Genomic DNA, 18,258 nt, shown 5'->3' with positions numbered 1-18,258 from the left:
AAGGCACTGGATGTGCTGGAATCGCAATGGCATAATCAGCCGACTCAATGACGTTGTACTTCCATGTCCGCCCTCTCACACGACAGCGTGTACAAGGACCTGTTCTCCCATCCGGCGATGGTCGAAGCGCTGCTGCGCGGCTTCGTGCATGAGGACTGGGTCGAACACCTGGACTTCAGCACGCTGAAAAAACAGAACAGCCACTACGTCAGCAACACGCAGAAACAGCGCAGCGCCGACATCGTCTGGCGCGTGCAGTTGAAGCTGCCCGACGGCAGCCAGGAATGGCTCTACCTGTTCGTGCTGATCGAGTTCCAGAGCAAGACCGACCCCTGGATGGCACTGCGCATACTCACCTACGTCTGCCTGCTCTATCAGGACTTGATCAAGCGCGAAAAAGTGAAACCGGGAAAACTGCCACCCGTCTTCCCGATCGTGATCTACAACGGCAAGGACACTTGGCAGGCGTCGCTGGAAGTCGCCAAGCTGATCGGCGCATCGGACAGCCTCCGACGCTGGACGCCGAGCTTCCGTTACCACATGCTCGATGAAGGGCGCGTACCGACGGAAGAACTGAAGCACCTGGCCGACAACCTGATGGCGCTGCTGATCAAACTCGAAACCCACCTGCCCAACGATCCGGCCATCCTCGAAACGACGCGGGCATTGATCGGACTCCTCAAAGGCCCCGGTTTCGACTCCCTGCGCCGCATCTTTACGACCTTTTACCACCACACTATCCTGTCGAAACTGAATCCGGGGCAAACGATCCAACTGCCCGAGACATTGCAGGAGATCGACACCATGCTTGCCGAGCGTATCGACGAATGGATTGAGGGCCTTCGCCAGGAAGGGGAACAGAAAGGCTTGCTCAAAGGCCGCAAGGAAGGCAAGCAGAGCACCTTGCAGACGACCTTGAGCCGCCAACTCCGCCTGCGCTTCGGCCCCTTGCCCGCATGGGCCGAGACCCGCCTCGCCGAAGCCCCGGTCGAACAGCTCGAAAGCTGGGTTGATGCGGTGCTGACGGCGGAAAACCTGGAAGGCGTGATCGGGCCGGAGCGCTAAAACGCCGCTAGAGCGGAGACATGCGGGCAACCGCATGATTGGTCAAATCCGGCACGATTGTGCAGTTTCCATCCCCCTGCCGACACCCCGGCACCTGCTTCACCATTTCGTGGCACCACAACTGCAATCCAGCATGTTTGGCAAGGTGGACCGAACATGTCGGCGGCTTCATACCAAGAGGGCATCGGCGCGGCAAGGGTGGAAACACGCTGGACGTCGCGCAGCTGACTCTACGCCGATGAAACGGCGAACATGTTGCCGGCGCGGACGAGAAGCAAAGTGCAGCACTTCACTGCGCAATGCCGTTTCGCTTCATTCATCCTTCTTCTCCTGTTCGGCCAGCTTCCGCTCCAATTCTTCCAGACGGAATTCAAGTTCGCCGGCAGTGCCATACTCGTGCAGTAGCTCCGGAAAACGCTCGTACTCGCTTAGAGCTTTCCTATATTCGGCCAATGCCTCCGCAGTACGCCCTTGCTTGTCCAGCAACCAACTGATCGTCCTGTGCAGACTGGCACTGTGCTCCGGGTAAGCGGCCAGGTCCGCACGCGCTTCCGCCAGCGCCTCATCGTGGCGGTCATTCGCCATCAGCCATTGGCGCTTGAGCGCACTGGCGGCGATATCGGGCTCGACGGTGTAGCCGTAGATACGCGAAAGCCGGTCGTAGTGAGCGGTGACGCGCCGCTCGAATTCGGCGTATGGCACCTTCTTGAAATTGTCGTAGCGCTTCCGGTCGTACGAATCCAGATCGAAATCCATGTCTCCCAACGAACGCCAGCCCTTGTACAGCCACTGCAAACCCTCGTACAGCGTCCGCAGGGGCGTGGTGAGATGTTCGTCGCCTGCGTAGTAGCGCGAAGTCCATTTCAGCCTGCCGAACTCCTGCCGCTCCATCCAGCCCACCAGTTTCTGCGCGGAATCGCGGATATCGTTTTCACCATCGCCCCAAGAGAAGTAGAGCCAGTGCCTGCCGGGCAGGTTGCCGATCCGCTCCTTCGCCTGCTGCACCCAGTATTCCTTGTCCCACCATAGCGACGGACTGGGTACGATATGTGCTTGGAAGGCATCCGGCCGTTCCAGCAATGCATAGAAGTTGAACAAGCCACCCAGCGAGTGGCCGCTGAGGATGCGGAAGGGCTCGGTGCGGTAATGCCCGTCCACCCAGGGGGCCAGTTCGTCGGCCAGGAAACGGAGAAAATCGGCACTTCCTCCAAGCTTGACATAGGGCTCCCGATCCCTGTGTTCTTCATCCCGCTTCAACGGCATGGTCAGATCGCGGCCGCGTTGTTGCATCGACGGCACCGCAACCACGATCAATTGCGGTGCCCGACCTGCGCGCGCAAGGAAATCGACCAAGGCTGAGGCATAGTCGAAATGCTCGTTGCCATCCAGGATGAACAGCACCGGATAACGCTGGCGCGAGCGCCCGTAATCCTTCGGCAGATGGATCAGCAGCTTGCGATCCTCGCCAAGCACTTCGGATCTCATGCTGAAGCGCTGGCCGATGGTGACGGCGGATTCGGCCGCCACCCTGGCAGCCTGTGCCGGAAGGCACAGCAGCATCCCCACCGCCATCAGGAAAGAAAGAATCAGATCGCGCATCGAAATGGTGATGGAGTTCATGGTTTCTCCAGCACAAGCCGGGCGCGAACGATCTGGCCCTGCTCATTGAATACCGGGGACATCCGCAACGTACCGTTGGCGCATCGATTGAGGTAGGTGCGTGAAAGCTGGTCGCCATTGGGCTTTTCCGACACCAGTTCCATCGGCGCTGGGCAAGTGCCGGCTTCTTTCAGCGTGCTGCTCATCACCTCGAGCATGCGCTCGCGCCACTCTGGCGGCAGCGCGCCCAGCATCGGATGATCGGCAGTCTTGCCGTCGGACACGGCTTGCAGTGCATCGGCCAGACTGCGAGTCAGTGCCGGACGCTTGTCCTCGATCAGCACTTCGGGGGCCGGCTTGTAGCGGCTGTCGAAGCGCTCGGCAATGCCTTCCAGCATCGCCCCCACGCTGGCCCGGTCGGTGTTGGCCAGTACCACGAAGCTCACGCCATCCTCGTCATAACGGCGGTAATCCGATCGAAAGCCCTGCCAAGCACCGCTGTGGCCGATGTAGCGCGGCGCTGTCGCATCCGACAGGAACCAGCCGAAACCATAGTCGTAGGTGCTGCCGTTGTTCAGCGGCGCGGGTTTGAGCATCTGCTGCCAGCTTTCGCCCTTCAGTACCCCACGGCTGGCCACCGCGCCATCCCAGCGGGCGAAGTCCAGCACGGACATTTGCAGCGAGCCGTCGGCAGTGCTGTTCAGCGTCACCGACACCCAATCCTGGTTCTTCAGCACGAGGGGCGCATCCTTGCCCTCGCCTTCGCGCACCAGTTCGTAACCCGCAGCACGGTCGGACACGAGGTCGATGTGGCTGAGCCGTCTGGCGCTGTTCATGCCGCTGGGCTTGAACACGCGCTCTTGCAGCAGCTCGCTGTAATGCTGGCCGCTGACCTTGCCGACGATGATGCCGGCTGTCATGTAGCCGGGGTTGCTGTACGACCAGCGCTGGCCGGGAGCGAAATCGGGCTTGGCCGCGTAGATGAGCTTGAGCAATTCGTCATCGCTGTAGTCCTTCTTGTAGTCCAGCGCCGGGTAGCCGATGCCCGAGGTGTGGTTGAGCAGATGCCGCAAGCTGATCGCCCGCCAGCTTTCCGGAGCATCCGGCAGGTAGCTGGTCAGCGGTGCGTCCAGTTCGAGCTTGCCGTCTTCCACCAGCAGCATCACTGCCGTGGCAGTGAACATTTTTCCGATCGAGGCAGTTTGGAACATCGTTTCGGGCTTGACCGGCACCCGATGCTCGACATTCGCAAGGCCGTAGCCTTGGGCGCGAAGTACCTCGCCATTTTTGAAGATGCCGATCGCAACACCGGGGATGTTCTGGCGCGCCATTTCTGCCTGAACATAGTCGTCGATGGTATCGGCGTGAGCCGAACCCAGCCCGATGCATGCAAGCGCAATGGCTGCAAGGCTGCGGCTGCATCGCGGACGAGCCGCACGCAGGGAAATAAAACGAAGTTTCTTCATGGAATAGCGGTTCTTTGTTGAGACGAATGGGCGCAACTTGCACACGCCGGAATGACGTAGGCCATTCCGGCCAAGAAGAACTCAGAACCGGTACTTCAACGTCGCGTGAATATTCCGCTCCGGGCCATAGGTATGCCCGCCCGTGTCCACCCGGTAGTTCTTGTTGAATGCGTTGTTCAGGTTGACCGTGAGACTCAAGTGGTCGTTGAAGGCATAGCGTCCCATCAGATTGACGAGGGTATATCCCTTGACAGTGAACACATCACGTAGACCGTATGCGTCGTAGTTCGTAGAGTAATTTTTGCTTTGCCAGTACAGGCCGCCGCCCACGGTCAATTTGGGAAGCGAGGCAGGCGTATAGCTGCTGAACAGTTTGAACTGGTGAATGGGCGTATGGGTGTTCAGCCTGCCGCCCTTGCTATCCCGTATCGTCGCTCTCGAATAACCCGCCTGCATCGACCAGCCGCGGCTCAGTTCGCCCGCCACTTCCAGTTCCCAGCCCCGGGTTTTGGTGTGGTCTTCTGCACGGTAGGCGTAACCGCCGGAAGGGTTCAGATTGCCGTCATCCAGCACGGGAAGATTGTCCTGGCGGAGTTCGAACACCGCCGCGCTGGCATTGAGTCGGCCGTCGAACCACTCTCCTTTCAGCCCTATTTCGTAGTTCTTTCCTGCTAATGGATCCAACTGGTTGCCATTGACATCATCCCGATATTGGGGTTTGAAGATTTCCGTGTAGCTGGTGTATGCGGAAAGGTTGGGCGTCAGGTCATACACTACGCCTCCATAGGGCACGAAGGAATTTTCCTTGCGGTCGATATAAGGAATTCCGTCGTCATAATAGGGAGATCCCGGAAGGTCAACCGATTTTATTTTCCAACTGCTCCAGCGCCCACCAACGATCAGGGACAGGCGGTCTGTGGCTTTAAATTGGGTGGCCAGGTACGTACCCCACTGCGTGACGGTCGTCTTGGATGGACCCTGATTGGTCACTGCGGCCCAGTCGGGCTCCATCGTCCACCGGACACTGCTATCGCCCATCCAGGCTGCTGCGTCTGCCACACTGACGCGGCGTTGCTCAAAAAGCTCGGACTTGAGACGAGACCCATTGAAGCCTGCCACCAATTGATGCTGCCTGCCCCACAATGAGTAGCGTCCATTCAAACGGATATCCAATCCGTCCACATTCTCTTCGCGGTCAGTGATCTGGCCTGTGCCACCGATAGGGGCGGACATGTCGGAACTGAAATTGTAGATATAGCTGCGTTTCGCATAGCTGTCGCGTTTGGTATGGCCGTATCTGAGCTTGACGTTCCAATCGTCGTTGAACGCATGTTCAAGCGCTGCGGAAAACGCGGTATCCTGCTTTTTCCAACGAGCCCAGTCCGCGGCATTGTTGTCATGCCGGTCAAAAGGCGTCAGCGTGCCGTCCGTGAATATCAGCGGCATGCCCGACTGGGCCCACGGAGTCGCCTTGGATTTTTCTTGCGAGCGTTCAAGCGACAGCGACAGTACCGTCCTGTCCCCGAGGTCGGCATCGAGTACGCCGTAGAACACATGGTTATCGCCCTTGTAGCGATCCACCCAGGACTTAGCCTCGTCGTAACCGGCCACAACGCGCCCTCGCAGGGTGCCCGCCGTATTCAAGGGACCGCCCACATCAGCAACCAAGCGGCGCTTATCCCAACGGCCCAGCCCGGCCTCGACGGACCCCTGGAATTCGCTGGTCGGCCTTTTGCGCACCACATTAACGCTCGCCCCCGGATCGCCGGCCCCGATCAGCAGGCCGGTGGCGCCACGCACCACCGCCACGGAGTCATAGATGGCGCTGTTGAGAATGGCGCCGGAATTGTCATCAAGCGTTGAAGTGAGACGGCAAGAGCAGGCCATCCACCTGAAGCCTTTCGATGACGAAGCCGCGCGAATACCAGGCGGACCGACCGCCAATGCCCGCTCCGTTATTTTCGACAAACACCCCGGTGGTCTGGTTGATGACGTCGCGCAGCGAGTGGAGCTCTTGCTGATCCATGCGCTCGCGCGTGACGATCGACACCGACTGCGGTGTTTCGCGCAAGGTCAGATTCAGACCGTAGCGTAGTTGGATGGGGCGCTGGTCGTGAAGGAGTCTGTGCCTTCGGTGAAGGCGCCGTCTTCGATTGCTGCCGTTACCGCCACCGGGGCCAGCATCGTCGCACCTCCCTGCAGTTGCGGCGCCTGGATCAGCCGATAGCTGCCGTTGGCCGTGCGCTGCGCCTGCAGGCCGTGCTCGCGAAGCAGTTCGTCGAAGCCGTCTTCGACCGAGTAGCGGCCGGCAAGGCCTCGGCTGTTGCGGCCTTCGAGCAGATCGCTGTCGACGGTCAGCTCGATGCCGGCGGCGGCGGCAAAAGCGTTGAGCGTCTGGCCGAGGGGAGCCGCCGGTACGTTGAAGCTGTGGCGGGTATCCGCGGCCTGCGCGGCAGCCTGGGCGAAAGCCGCGGGTGCGGCGATGCCGGCGCCGCCCAGCGCCATGCCGAGCAGCAGCACGGTGCGCACGGCGGCGGTGCTGCGCTTTAGGGGGAGTACCGGCCGGGTAGCCTCGGCTGGCCGGGCGGCGGCTTGCGGGTTGCTGGCGAAGCTGACGGCGCGGGCTGGACTGGCGGAGCTGGCTTGATTGACGGAGTTCGGGCGACGCTTGGGCATCTCGGTTTCCTTTCGGCTCGGAAGATGAGGTGGGGTTTCATCCTGTATTCCGAACGAGAAGGAAAATCCCTCAATCGAAAGGCGAAGAAAATTGTAACAACAGCATCGGCGGCAAACGGCACAGCCTTGGCGGCGGGCGCGGGTTCAGCCGGCGGCCTTCACCGTGCCCCACCAGCGGGTGCGCCAGACGACTTCCAGCGGCAGGCCGAGGGTGAGGTTTTCGAGCGCGCGGTCAGTGTCGCGCAGCGAGAACACACCGGTGACCTTGAGGTGGGCGACGGCGGGGTCGCAGCGCAATACGCCGGGCCGGTAGCGGGCGAGTTCGGCGACGAGTTCGTCCAGGCGCATGCCGTCCGCCACCAGCATGCCGCGCGTCCAGGCGTCGGCTGTTTGCGGGACGGCGACGGCCGGTTGGATATGCTCGGCACTGAAACTGGCGCTGTGGCCGCTGTCGATGCGGGCAAGCGTTGCGGGAGCATGGGCGGGGCGGATTTCGACCGCGCCTTCGAACACGGCGACGTGCGCGCCGTCGTTATCCTGCCTGACGGTGAAGCGGGTGCCGAGCGCCTGCACGCTGCCGTGACGGCTGTGGACGCGGAAAGGCCGGTGCACGGGCGAGGGGTCGGGCGCGGTGGCGACAAGGATTTCGCCGGCGCGCAGGATGAGCAGGCGTTGGTCGGCGTCGAAGTGCAGGTCGATGGCGGACGCGGATGCGAGCACGACGTGGCTGCCGTCGGGCAAGGTGAGCTCGCGAATCTCGCCGGTGCCGGTGCTGTGGCCAGCGGCGGCGATCTGCCAGCTTTCGCTGCGGCGGACGAGGTAGCCGGCGCCGCCGATGCTGACGAACAGCCCAAGCAGGCCGAGTGCGCGCCTGCGCCCCTGCCAGGCGGCCGGGGCGGGTTCACGCAGGGCGTGGCGGGCAACTTCGCGCGGCACGCTGTGGAGCAGCTTGTGCTCGAAGGCTTGCAGGCGGTTCCAGGCGAGTTCGTGCTGCGGGTGTTCGGCACGCCAGCGGGCAAAGGCGGCGCGATCCGCGTCGCTGGCATCGTCGGCCCACAGGCGGGCCATCCATTCGGCAGCGCGCTGGACGATGGCGGGGTCGATCGCTGCGCCACTGGCTGAAGAAGCCTCTTGTGTACTGCCCTTGCCGTGCCCGGGCGAGGTGGCGGAAGCGTCGAGCATGACAGCTTCAGCACACCGGGCCGTGCACGGCCTGATAGCAGGCGAGCAGGCCGGCGGCGATATATTTCTCGACGGACGACACCGAGACTTGCAGCTCGGCGGCGATATCGCGGTAGCTCATGCCGTCCAGCTTGCACAGCAGCAGCGCCCTGCGGGCCTTGGCCGGCAGGCCGTGCAGCGCCGCGTCGATCTCGACCAGGGTTTCGATGGCAAGGGCGCGGTCTTCTTCGGACGGGGCCAGCGGCTCGGGCAACAGGGCCAGGGCTTCGAGGTAGGCGGCCTCGATCTGGCGGCGGCGGTAGAGGTCGATGACCAGGCCGTTGGCAATCCGGGTGAGGTGGCGGCGGGATTGGTCGGACGGCGGCACCCTGCCCGTCCTCAGCAACTGAAGGTGGACATCGTGCGCGAGGTCTGCAGCGTCGAAGGCATTGCCGAGCTTGCGGCGCAGCAGGCCGCGCAGCCAACCGTGGTGATCGGTGTAGAGGTTTTCGACCTGACGCTGAAACGTGAATTCGGTGCTGCTCACAGTACCCTTCCGGCGCCCGATGAGCCGGCTTGTCGGCAGAGAACGGGCAAATGAGAACTGTTTACAGTCTATGAGAAACTCGGGCGGAACGCGATAAGCCAGGCCAGGGGCGAGACGACGAAGACCGAGTCCTATGACGGATCGGTATCAGCCGAAGCGGCCGTGGCATCGGCCGGAGCGGTGCTGGCCTCGTCCCCCGGCAGGATCGAGCGGATCGGGTCGTCGGGCGACATGCGCGTCGGCCCGACCGGCGTCGGTTCGACGTCGCGCGCTTCCAGCAGGATCGTGACGCGGCGGTTGCGGCCCCTGCCCTCTTCGCTGGCGTTGTCCGCCACCGGGCGCTGGTCGGCATAGCCAGCGACGCTCAGGCGGCCGGGCAGCACGCCGCTGTCGACGAACAGGCGCGCGACGCTCGAAGCCCGCACTGCCGACAGCTCCCAGTTCGACGGGAAGCGCGCGGAGGCGATCGGCGCGCTGTCGGTGTGGCCTTCGATGGTGATCGGGAAGATCGAGGCCGTCAGCACTTGTGCCACCGCACGCAGCGCCTCGACTGCAGGCGCGCTCAGGGCCGCATCGCCCGACGCGAACAGCAGCGCGGCATTGATGTCGATGCTGATGCCGAAAGCGCCGTCGGACACATTGACTTCGCCGGTCTTCGACAGCCCGCCCAGCGCGCGGCGGATCTCGTCGGCCATGCCGCGCATCTGCGCGGTGGTCTGCCTGCGGCGGGCTTCGCTGGCTTCCTGCAGTTCCGAACTTGCCGGCGGCGCGGGGCGCACGACCGGCGCCATCGCCACCGGCGGCACGATGAACTGCTCGCCCCGCTCGGTGATGCTGAGATTGCGGAAAGCCTGGACGATCGAGTCCGACACGACGCGGTACTTGCCCTCGTTGATCGAGGACAGCGAATACATCACGACGAAGAAGGCGAACAGCAGCGTGATGAAGTCGGCGTAGGACACGAGCCAGCGCTCGTGGTTGTCGTGCTCTTCCGCCCGCCTGCGTCTGCGCGCCATGGCCTGCGGCTAGACCACGTAGCCCTGCATGCGGCTGGCGATGATGCGCGGGTTCTCGCCGTTGGCGATGCCGACGATGCCATCGACGAACATCTCGCGCTGCGTCACCAGCACGCCGATCTGCGCCGACAGCTTCTTGGCGATCGGCAGGAACACCAGGTTGGCGAAGCCCACGCCGTAGATGGTGGCGACGAAGGCGACGGCGATGCCCGCGCCCAGCCGCGACGGATCGGACAGGTTCTCCATGACGTGGATCAGCCCCATCACCGCACCGAGGATGCCGATGGTGGGCGCATAACCGCCGGCCGCTTCCCAGATCCTGGTCGATTGCCGCATCCGGGCTTCCCAGGCGTCGATCTCGACTTCGAGCACTTCGCGCAGGCGCACCGGATCGACGCCATCGACCAGCAGTTGCAGGCCCTTGCGCATGAACGGGTCCGGCAGGCTGCCGATATGGTTCTCGAGCACCAGCAGGCCGTCCTTGCGTGCAATCTGGCTCCAGCCGGCAACCTGGTCGATCATGCGCGACGGGTTGGTCACCGGCGGCACGAACACCCAGCGTGCCATGCGCACGCCGTCGACGAAGGTGCGCAGCGGGCTCTGCAGCATCACCGCGCCCAGCGTGCCGCCGATGACGATGAAGAAGGCCGTCGGCTGCAGCAGCGAGGACACATGCCCGCCTTCGAGCACCTGCCCGCCGACGATCGCGGCAAACCCCAGCACGAGGCCGAAGACGCTGATCCTATCCATGACGCAGTCCGGGCGCTGTCATCAGCTCTGCTGCTTCTTGGGCGGCCGGCCGCGCCGCGCGGTCGCCGGCGCGTCGCCGCCGAACACCGACGAGCGCAGCCGCGCCACCGCCTGGCTGTGGAGCTGGCAGACCCGCGACTCGGTGACGCCGAGCACGGCGCCGATCTCGCGCAGGTTCAGTTCCTCGTCGTAATAAAGCGCCATCACCAGTTGCTCGCGCTCGGGCAGCACCTCGATCGCCGACACCAGCCGCCGACGCATGTCGGCGTCCTCCAGCAGATCCAGCGGATTGGCATCCTGCTGCACCAGATGGCGTTCGAGGAAATCGTCGTCCTGGTCGTGGCCGAAGTCCTCGAAATACACCAGTTGGTGCCCGCGCGCTTCCTGCAGCATGTGCTGGTACTCGGCCAGCGGCACACCGAGCGATTCCGCCAGTTCGCTTTCGCTCGGCGCCCGCCCGTATTCCTGCTCCAGCCTGTGGATGGCGGATTCGATGCGCCGCATGTCGCGCCGCAGGCTGCGCGGCAGCCAGTCGGCTTCGCGCAGGCCATCGAGCATGGCACCGCGGATGCGCTGCACGGCATAGGTCTCGAACTGCGCGCCGAGCCCATCCTCGTAGCGGCCGATGGCATCGAGCAGGCCCATCATGCCGTTCTGGATCAGGTCGTCGACTTCGACGCTGGCCGGCAACCTGGCCATGAGCTGGTAGGCGATGCGCTTGACCAGCGGCGCATAAGTTTCGACCAGATGGGCCTTGTCGAGATTACCTTGGGCGTCGTACATCCATTGGGCCTGTATTTTCCTGCGGCGCGATCCGGCCGGCATACCTGGACTGGGAGGGGACTGCCTGCATTCTCCCGCACTGTCACAGGCATTACCAGCGGGATACATCACACCGCCTCCCATGATCAGGCATTCCGCACGGACTTCGCCCGGCCCGCCGCCTCGATGCCGCGCATGAAGGCGGCACTGGCCGCACGCGTCGCCGCGGCGGCATCGAAACGCGACAGCGTGGCAGTCAGGTCGTCATGCTCGACCTCGCCCAGCCATTCCAGCGGCAGGCCGACGTGGCGCCGGACCAGGGTGCTCAGACCGGCGAAGAAGCGCGCGGCATCGTCGCGGTCGCGTGCACGGCAGACCGCGACATGGGCGGAGCCCGCGCCGGCGGCGGCCAATGCCTTGATCGTGCGATAGGCCTCGGTGGCCCCGCTCGCGCTCGCCTCGACCACCAGCAGGCGGCGCGGCGCGGCAGCGACGAAGGGAGAGGGCTCGGCCGCCGTTTCACCATCGGCATGCACCAGCACGAAGCTGGCATGGCGGTGCAGGATGCGCAGCGCCTCCACCAGGCAGGCGCGGCGTGCGTCGTCCAGCAAGGGCAGCGCCAGCGCGGCGGCCACCGCCGGCACCCGGCCGAGCAGGCCCGGCGAGGGCTGCAGCACGTCGGCCAGCGTGCTGCGGCCGTCGAGCAGTTGCAGCAGGTCCGGTCCGGGCGCCTGGCGCAGCACTTCGCCCAGCCCGGCTTGGCCCTCGGCCTCGTCCAGGATCAGCACCTGCTCGGCATGGCCGGCGATGCGATGCGCCGCCAGCACCGCGTTGTGCGCGCGGCGGCGGCCGCAGGCATAAAGCGCCAGCACCTGGGGCGGCACGCGGCGGAACAGGCGCCTCAGCCCTGCCGCCTGGTCTTCGCGTCGGTCCATCATCTCAGCTACCTCCGGCTGCGGCCAGCATCATTCCCGTCTCGTCGCCGTTCAGATGCCAGGGCGATTCGGCGCCCTGCCCGCGCAGCGCGCGATGCAGCAGATAGGCCCGGTTGGGCAGGTGCAGGTCTTCCGGCACCCGCTGGCCGTTGGTCAGGTAGCGGATCCCGAGCCGGTGGCGCACGGCGACGTCGAGTGCCGGTGCCAGGGAGGCGGCCTCGTCCACCTTGGTGAAGATGCAGCCTGCCAGATCGTCCCCGGCATAGGCGCGCACCACGTCGTCCAGCGTGTCGCCGCGCGCGGTGGCGTTCAGCAGGAGCAGGCGGCGGACGTCGCCGGCGCCGCTCAGCATCGCCGCCTGTTCGGCCACCATGCGGTCGCGCTGGCTCATGCCCATGGTGTCGATCAGCACCATGTGCTTGTTGCGCAGGCCGGCCAGCGTCTGGCGCAGGTCCGCGGCATCGCGCACCGAGAACACCGGCACCCCCAGGATGCGGCCATAGATGCGCAACTGCTCCTGCGCGCCGATGCGGTAGCCGTCGGTGGTGATCATCGCCAGCCGGCTGGCGCCGTGGCGCACCACGCAGCGCGCGGCGAGCTTGGCCGTCGTGGTGGTCTTGCCGACACCGGTCGGCCCGACCAGCGCGAACACGCCGCCCTGGTCGATCACGTCCTCGTCCGAGGCGTGGGCGCGCATCATGCGGTCGAGCATCGCGCTCGCCGCCTCGCGCGCCTCGCCCCGGCTCGCCGCCTCGGGCACGGCTTCGGCCAGCTTGCGCGCCGTGGCGGCGGAAAAACCGGCCTCGAGCAGTTCGCCCACCAGCGCCGCACGGGCCGGTGCCTGGCGCCGGGTTTCGCCCCAGGCGAAGCCGGCGAGCTGGCGCTCGATCATGCCGCGGATGCCGGACAGCTCTGCCATCAGCCGGGCATTGGTTTCCTGCAGCTCGCGCACGCGGGCACTGCCGGAATCGTCGGCCGGCGCGGGCGCGGATGCCGGCGCGGGCCGGCTACGCATGGCGAAGTCGGCCGTTTCGATGCGCGGCGGCGAGAACGGCCGGATGACGGGCTGCGGAGGAGCTGCCGGGGCCGGACGCGCCGCATTGCGCGCTGCATTCGCCGCCAGTGCGGACAGGCTGACGTGGAAATCGTCCTCGGCCGCTTCGGGCGCAAGCGCGCCGGGCTGGGCGAAAGGCTCGGGCGCTACCGCCCGTGCAGCCGGCTTTGCCGCAACCGCCGTCTTCTCCGCAGCGGCGGTGCGCCGGGCCGCCTGCAGCGCGCCGACGGCCTCGCCCGGCAGCGCCAGGATCTCCACGCCACCATCGACGGCACGGTTCGACAGCACGATCGCATCGGGGCCGAGCTCTTCCTTCAGCTCGCGGAGCGCTTCACGGGCAGTGGGAGCAAAGTAGCGTTTGACGTTCATGGCGTTTCTCCAGGCAGCCGGACTTTGGCCGCAGCTTGAGGAGGATTATCCCGAGTGGAACGCGCATTCCTTGGGCCGAATAAACCGCGTTTCACCCGCTTATTCGATGCTCTGGGTAGAACTTGATGGGTGGGTTTCGCCTTCGGCCCGACCTACGCGGCCCGACCTACGCGGCCCGACCCACGCGGCCCGACCCATCCCACGTCGATGCCATGGGCAGGATGAACCCATCAATCATGCCGATCATCCGTTCTGCCCGATCATCGCCGTGACACGGATGGTGCGGGACTCGGGCACTTCGCTGTTGGAGATCACCTTCAGCGAAGGTACGGCGCGGCGCAGGAAGCGCGACAGCAGCATGCGCAGTTGCGAAGGCACCAGCAGCACCGGCGGCAGGCCGATTTCTTCCTGGCGCTGGGCGATCTGCGCGGTCTGGCGCAGCAGCGTATCGGCCAGGCCCGGCTCGATCGCACCGCCCTCGCCGCCGGCGCTCATGGCCTGCATCAGGATGCGTTCCAGGCCGGGTTCCAGCGCCATGACATTGACTTCGGCGTTGCCGGGGAACAGGCCCTGGATGATCGCGCGGCCCAGCGCCTCGCGCACCTTGAGCGTGAGCTGCACCGGATCCTGCGTGCGCGGCGCCTGCTCGGCCAGCACCTCGATGATGCTGCGCATGTCGCGGATGTTGACGCCTTCTTCCAGCAGGTTCTGCAGCACGCGCTGCACGGTGCCGACCGGCAGCAGCTTGGGCACCAGGTCCTCGATGAGCTTGGGCGAATCCTTGCCGACGTGGTCGAGCAGCGCCTGCGTTTCCTGGCGGCCGAGCAGTTCGGCGGCGTGATTGAGGATGACGTGGTTGAGGTGGGTGGCGACCACGGTGCTGGCATCGACCACGGTGTAGCCCAGCGCATGCGCCTGCTCGCGCGTGCCCGAGTCGATCCAGAACGCCGGCAGGCCGAAGGCCGGGTCGGTCGTTTCGCGCCCCTGGACCGGACCGGATACGTGGCCGGGGTTGATCGCCAGCAACTGCCCCGGATAGGCCTCGCCCGCACCGACTTCGACGCCCTTCAGCGCGATGCGGTAGGCATTGGGCTTGAGCTCCAGGTTGTCGCGGATATGCACCGGCGAGGACAGGAAACCGACTTCCTGGGCGAACTTCTTGCGCAGGCCGCGGATGCGCTTCAGCAGTTCGCCGTCCTGGCCCTTGTCGACCATCGGGATCAGCCGGTAGCCGACCTCCAGGCCGAGCACATCGACCTGCGACACGTCGTTCCAGCTCGCTTCCAGGGATTCGGGCTGCGGCATCGCCGCCTGCGCCGCCGCTGCCTCGGGTGCGGCCGCCACGGCCGCGTCCTCGGCGATGCGCTTGCGCCGCATCCAGGCCAGAGCACCGAGCGTGCCGGCCAGCAGCAGGAAAACGAGGTTGGGCATGCCGGGGATCAGGCCCAGCACGCCGATGATGCCCGCCGCCAGCGTCATCACCTGCGGATTGGAGAACAACTGGCCGATCACCAGGCCGCCGATGTCGCCGTCGTCGCCGACCCGCGACACCACCAGGCCCGCGGCCACGGAGATGATCAGCGCCGGAATCTGCGCCACCAGACCGTCGCCGATGGTCAGCAGGATATAGCTCTGGGCCGCCTCGCCTATCGCCATGTCGTGCTGCATGACGCCGACGAACAGGCCGCCGATGATGTTGATGACGAGAATGATGATGCCGGCGATGGCATCGCCGCGCACGAACTTGGAGGCGCCATCCATCGCGCCGTAGAAATCCGACTCCTGCGCGATCTCCTTGCGCCTGGCCTTGGCCGTCTTCTCGTCGATCAGGCCGGCGTTGAGGTCGGCGTCGATCGCCATCTGCTTGCCGGGCATCGCGTCCAGGGTGAAGCGCGCCGACACTTCGGCGATGCGGCCGGCGCCCTTGGTGATGACGACGAAGTTGATGATCGTGAGGATCACGAAGACGACGATGCCGACCGCGGTGTTGCCGCCGACCAGGAAGCTGCTGAAGGCCTCGATGACCTTGCCTGCGGCATCCGGCCCGCCATGGCCCTCCAGCAGCACGACCCGCGTCGACGCCACGTTCAGCGACAGCCGCAGCAGCGTCGTCACCAGCAGCACGGTGGGGAAGACCGAGAAATCCAGCGGCTTTCTCGAATACATCGCCACCAGCATCACCATGATCGAAATCGCGATGTTGAAGGTGAAGAAGACGTCGAGCAGGAAGACCGGCAGCGGCAGCACCATCATGGCCAGCACCATGATGATCAGGATCGGCGCCGCCAGCGGCCGCAGGTTGGCCGGGGTCAGTAGCGCGCGCAGGTTCAGGGTGGTGTTCAGGGCCATCGCTCAGTGACTTATTCCGATGTTCATTCTTCGGCAGCGCCGGGGTCCATGCCCTCGGGCACCTGCAGGTCGGCGGGCGCCTCGGGCTGCAGGCCGCCCTGCTTCATCCAGGCGTCGAGCTGGTAGGACATAGGCCATGACCTCGGCCACGGCGGTGTACAGCGCGGCGGGAATCGCCTGCTCCAGCTCGCAGTGCCTGTACAGCGCACGCGCCAGCGGCGGCGCCTCCAGCAGCGGCACCTCGTTGTCGCGGGCGATCTCGCGGATCTTCAGCGCCAGCTCGCCTCGGCCCTTGGCCACCACCACCGGCGCGCCCATGCGCTCGGCGTCGTATTTCAGCGCCACCGAGAAATGCGTCGGGTTGGTCACCACGACGTCGGCATTGGGCACTTCGGACATCATGCGGCGGCGCGCCATCTCGCGCTGCATGGCGCGGATGCGGCCCTTGATCTGCGGGTCGCCCTCCTGCTCCTTGCTCTCGCGCTTGACCTCTTCCTTGCTCATGCGCAATTTCTTGTGGTACTGCCAGAGCTGGAACGGCACGTCCATCAGCGCCAGCAGCCCGAGACTGGCGGCGATCAGCACCGCGGCGAAGATCACCGTACCGGCAAAATCGGCCATGCCGGCCTCGACCGGCGTCACCATCAGGTCGAGCAGATGGTCCTTGTTCGACCACAACACCATCGACGCCACGCCGCCGATGATCAGCGACTTCAGGATCGCCTTGACCATCTCCATCAGGCCGTGCGCCGAGAACATTCGTCCCAGGCCCTTGATCGGGTTCATGCGGCCGAAGTTCGGCCCCAGCGCCTTGGGCGCGAAGTTCAAGCCGCCCAGCACGACCGGCGCCACGACCGCAGCAATCAGCAGCGTCAGGAACAGCGGCATCAGCATCAGCAGCGCGCCGCTCAACTGGCCGCGCAGCACGTCGAGCATCAGCGCGACATCGAACACCGTCTCGCGCTCGAAGGCGAAGCCGGTGCGCACCACCGCGAGCATGCGCTCGGCCATCCAGCCGCCGAGCAGCCACAGCGCCAGCACGCCGGTGATGGTGACGAGGAAAGTCGACAGCTCCCGCGATTGCGGGACCTGGCCTTCCTCGCGCGCCTGTTCCAGCCGTCGCGGTGAGGGGGCTTCTGTTTTCTCGAGATCGCTTTCTTCGGCCACGGCCGGCTCCATGTCCGCCCCGCCGCGCGGCAAAGGGCGCGGGCGCGAGGCGACGTGTGCGGATTATCGGCCGCGGCCGGCAAGATCCGCCGGCCGAAAAAAGGCGGTAAAGGGCCGCTATTCGGCCCTTTCCGTTCGGGGGATCAACTTCCCGAGGGCAGGCGGTCGAAGCCGCGCAGGGTGTCGCCGGGCTTGATGCCGCGTTCGCGGAACCAGCCCTGGTTCATCTCCAGCGCAAAGCGCGCGGGGGCGGCGGCGCAATGGTTGTCCTCGGAGTGCGGCTGCATGTCCTCGATGTTGATGATCCTGCCCTGCGCATCGACGAAAGCCACCGACAGCGGCAGGAAGGTATTCTTCATCCACATGCAGTGCGTCGCATCCTGGGTGAACACGAACACCATGCCGTGCTGCACCGGCATGGCCTTGCGGTTCATCAGCCCGAGCTGGCGCGTCTGCGGCGTGTGGGCGACCTCGGCCTGGATCCGGTACATGCCGGCACCCAGCTCCGCCAGCGGCATCGCCACGTCCGCCAGCACGGCGCCCGACGACAAAGCCATACCGGCTGCCAGCGCAACCTTCCCGAAAACCGCCATCCGCATCATCCCTTCGCTCCTTTGCCTGGACCCTTCTCAGCGCGACGCATCTTACCCGCGCCAGCACCGGGCTGGGAACGCGCATCCGCCGTGCGCATCGTTCCACCACCCCGTCCGGCCGGCCTCGCACGCCCGCTGACAACGGGCTTCCCAGCAGTTCGGCCCGCCCTGCCCGCTTTATCCGCAGCGGGCAGACCCGGCACCTCCACCTCCCGCCATTCCCCCGGCTGCAGGCCGTCCAGCCGCCACGGCCCGATCGCCACGCGGATCAGCCGCAAGGTCGGAAAGCCAACCTTCGCCGTCATCCGCCGCACCTGCCGATTCTTGCCTTCACGCAGCACGATCTCCAGCCAGGACGTCGGCACCGTCTTGCGAAAGCGCACCGGCGGGTTGCGCGGCCACAGCCACTCCGGTTCGGCCACCCGGCGCACATCGCAGGGCCGGGTATGGAAATCGCCCAGATCCAGCCCGGTACGCAAGCGTGCCAGTGCCGCCTCGTCCGGCTCGCCCTCGACCTGCACCAGATAGGTCTTGGGCTGCTTGTGGCGCGGATCGGCGATGCGGTGCTGCAAGGCGCCGTCGTCGGTCAACAGCAGCAAGCCCTCGCTGTCGGCGTCGAGCCGGCCGGCGGCATAGACGCCCGGCACCGGTACGTGGTCTTTCAGCGTGGCCTGCCCGGCCTCGCCGGAGAACTGGCACAGCACGCCATAGGGTTTGTTGAGGAGGATCAGGCGGGGCATGGGCGGGAT

At 65.5% G+C, this 18,258-nt stretch carries 17 protein-coding genes and 1 pseudogene; 2 read left to right on the top strand and 16 right to left on the bottom strand.

Annotated features, from left to right (window positions below):
• The first annotated feature begins 63 nt into the window (after nt 1-63).
• Nucleotides 64-1,065 carry an Rpn family recombination-promoting nuclease/putative transposase gene (locus AAFL97_RS07545; RefSeq protein ID WP_341644381.1) on the top strand — a complete coding sequence of 334 codons (1,002 nt, stop codon included), beginning with the start codon at nt 64-66 and terminating at the stop codon, nt 1,063-1,065.
• A 312-nt stretch (nt 1,066-1,377) separates the two neighbouring features.
• On the opposite strand, the gene AAFL97_RS07540 is transcribed toward AAFL97_RS07545, so the two are convergent.
• Both AAFL97_RS07540 and AAFL97_RS07535 read right to left on the bottom strand, forming a co-directional pair.
• On the bottom strand, nt 1,378-2,685 hold the full coding sequence (locus AAFL97_RS07540) for an alpha/beta hydrolase (RefSeq protein WP_341644380.1): 1,308 nt from the start codon (nt 2,683-2,685) through the stop codon (nt 1,378-1,380).
• On the bottom strand, nt 2,682-3,995 hold the full coding sequence (locus AAFL97_RS07535; RefSeq protein WP_341647114.1) for a serine hydrolase domain-containing protein: 1,314 nt from the start codon (nt 3,993-3,995) through the stop codon (nt 2,682-2,684). Before AAFL97_RS07535 ends, AAFL97_RS07540 begins: the two co-directional genes overlap by 4 nt.
• Here AAFL97_RS07535 and AAFL97_RS07530 point away from each other — a divergent pair.
• Nucleotides 3,900-4,151 (top strand): hypothetical protein, encoded by a 252-nt coding sequence (locus AAFL97_RS07530; protein WP_341647234.1) that lies wholly within the window; start codon nt 3,900-3,902, stop codon nt 4,149-4,151. The genes AAFL97_RS07535 and AAFL97_RS07530 overlap by 96 nt on opposite strands.
• Nucleotides 4,152-4,211: 60 nt before the next feature.
• On the opposite strand, the gene AAFL97_RS07525 is transcribed toward AAFL97_RS07530, so the two are convergent.
• The 14 genes and pseudogenes from AAFL97_RS07525 to AAFL97_RS07460 form a co-directional block, all read right to left on the bottom strand.
• Complete coding sequence (locus tag AAFL97_RS07525; RefSeq protein ID WP_341644379.1) at nt 4,212-6,017, bottom strand: TonB-dependent siderophore receptor; 1,806 nt, start codon at nt 6,015-6,017, stop codon at nt 4,212-4,214.
• The gene (locus tag AAFL97_RS07520; RefSeq protein ID WP_341644378.1) at nt 5,983-6,201 is read right to left on the bottom strand and encodes a TonB-dependent receptor plug domain-containing protein; all 219 of its coding nucleotides are present in this window, start codon (nt 6,199-6,201) and stop codon (nt 5,983-5,985) included. The genes AAFL97_RS07525 and AAFL97_RS07520 overlap by 35 nt, the downstream gene beginning before the upstream one ends.
• A gap of 8 nt (nt 6,202-6,209) precedes the next feature.
• Nucleotides 6,210-6,806, bottom strand: a complete 597-nt coding sequence (locus AAFL97_RS07515; protein ID WP_341644377.1) for an STN domain-containing protein — start codon at nt 6,804-6,806, stop codon at nt 6,210-6,212.
• A 144-nt stretch (nt 6,807-6,950) separates the two neighbouring features.
• Nucleotides 6,951-7,988, bottom strand: a complete 1,038-nt coding sequence (locus AAFL97_RS07510) for a FecR domain-containing protein (RefSeq protein WP_341644376.1) — start codon at nt 7,986-7,988, stop codon at nt 6,951-6,953.
• Nucleotides 7,989-7,995: 7 nt separating this feature from the next.
• Nucleotides 7,996-8,514 carry a sigma-70 family RNA polymerase sigma factor gene (locus AAFL97_RS07505; protein ID WP_341644375.1) on the bottom strand — a complete coding sequence of 173 codons (519 nt, stop codon included), beginning with the start codon at nt 8,512-8,514 and terminating at the stop codon, nt 7,996-7,998.
• A gap of 131 nt (nt 8,515-8,645) precedes the next feature.
• Nucleotides 8,646-9,530 carry a flagellar motor protein MotD gene (gene motD, locus AAFL97_RS07500; protein ID WP_341644374.1) on the bottom strand — a complete coding sequence of 295 codons (885 nt, stop codon included), beginning with the start codon at nt 9,528-9,530 and terminating at the stop codon, nt 8,646-8,648.
• Nucleotides 9,531-9,539: 9 nt separating this feature from the next.
• The gene (locus tag AAFL97_RS07495; protein WP_263460129.1) at nt 9,540-10,280 is read right to left on the bottom strand and encodes a flagellar motor protein; all 741 of its coding nucleotides are present in this window, start codon (nt 10,278-10,280) and stop codon (nt 9,540-9,542) included.
• Nucleotides 10,281-10,301: 21 nt separating this feature from the next.
• A complete protein-coding gene (locus tag AAFL97_RS07490) occupies nt 10,302-11,063 on the bottom strand; it encodes an RNA polymerase sigma factor FliA (RefSeq protein WP_341644373.1) in 762 nt (253 codons plus the stop codon).
• Between the two features lie 125 nt (nt 11,064-11,188).
• Nucleotides 11,189-11,980 (bottom strand): MinD/ParA family ATP-binding protein, encoded by a 792-nt coding sequence (locus AAFL97_RS07485; protein WP_341644372.1) that lies wholly within the window; start codon nt 11,978-11,980, stop codon nt 11,189-11,191.
• A gap of 1 nt (nt 11,981) precedes the next feature.
• Entirely contained in the window at nt 11,982-13,400 is a 1,419-nt protein-coding gene (gene flhF, locus AAFL97_RS07480; protein WP_341644371.1) for a flagellar biosynthesis protein FlhF, read from the bottom strand.
• A 243-nt stretch (nt 13,401-13,643) separates the two neighbouring features.
• On the bottom strand, nt 13,644-15,749 hold the full coding sequence (flhA, locus tag AAFL97_RS07475; RefSeq protein ID WP_341644370.1) for a flagellar biosynthesis protein FlhA: 2,106 nt from the start codon (nt 15,747-15,749) through the stop codon (nt 13,644-13,646).
• A 23-nt stretch (nt 15,750-15,772) separates the two neighbouring features.
• Nucleotides 15,773-16,916: pseudogene (flhB, locus tag AAFL97_RS07470) on the bottom strand (flagellar biosynthesis protein FlhB).
• Nucleotides 16,917-17,059: 143 nt separating this feature from the next.
• The gene (locus AAFL97_RS07465) at nt 17,060-17,515 is read right to left on the bottom strand and encodes a DUF192 domain-containing protein (RefSeq protein WP_445954529.1); all 456 of its coding nucleotides are present in this window, start codon (nt 17,513-17,515) and stop codon (nt 17,060-17,062) included.
• The gene (locus AAFL97_RS07460) at nt 17,515-18,249 is read right to left on the bottom strand and encodes an rRNA large subunit pseudouridine synthase E (RefSeq protein WP_341644368.1); all 735 of its coding nucleotides are present in this window, start codon (nt 18,247-18,249) and stop codon (nt 17,515-17,517) included. The genes AAFL97_RS07465 and AAFL97_RS07460 overlap by 1 nt, the downstream gene beginning before the upstream one ends.
• Nucleotides 18,250-18,258 lie beyond the last annotated feature (9 nt).

Origin of the sequence: Thauera sp. SDU_THAU2, assembly GCF_038260575.1 — a bacterium.
GTDB lineage: Bacteria > Pseudomonadota > Gammaproteobacteria > Burkholderiales > Rhodocyclaceae > Thauera.
Note: the sequence above shows the minus strand (reverse complement) of the source record. Positions and strands in the feature narration are given on the sequence as shown.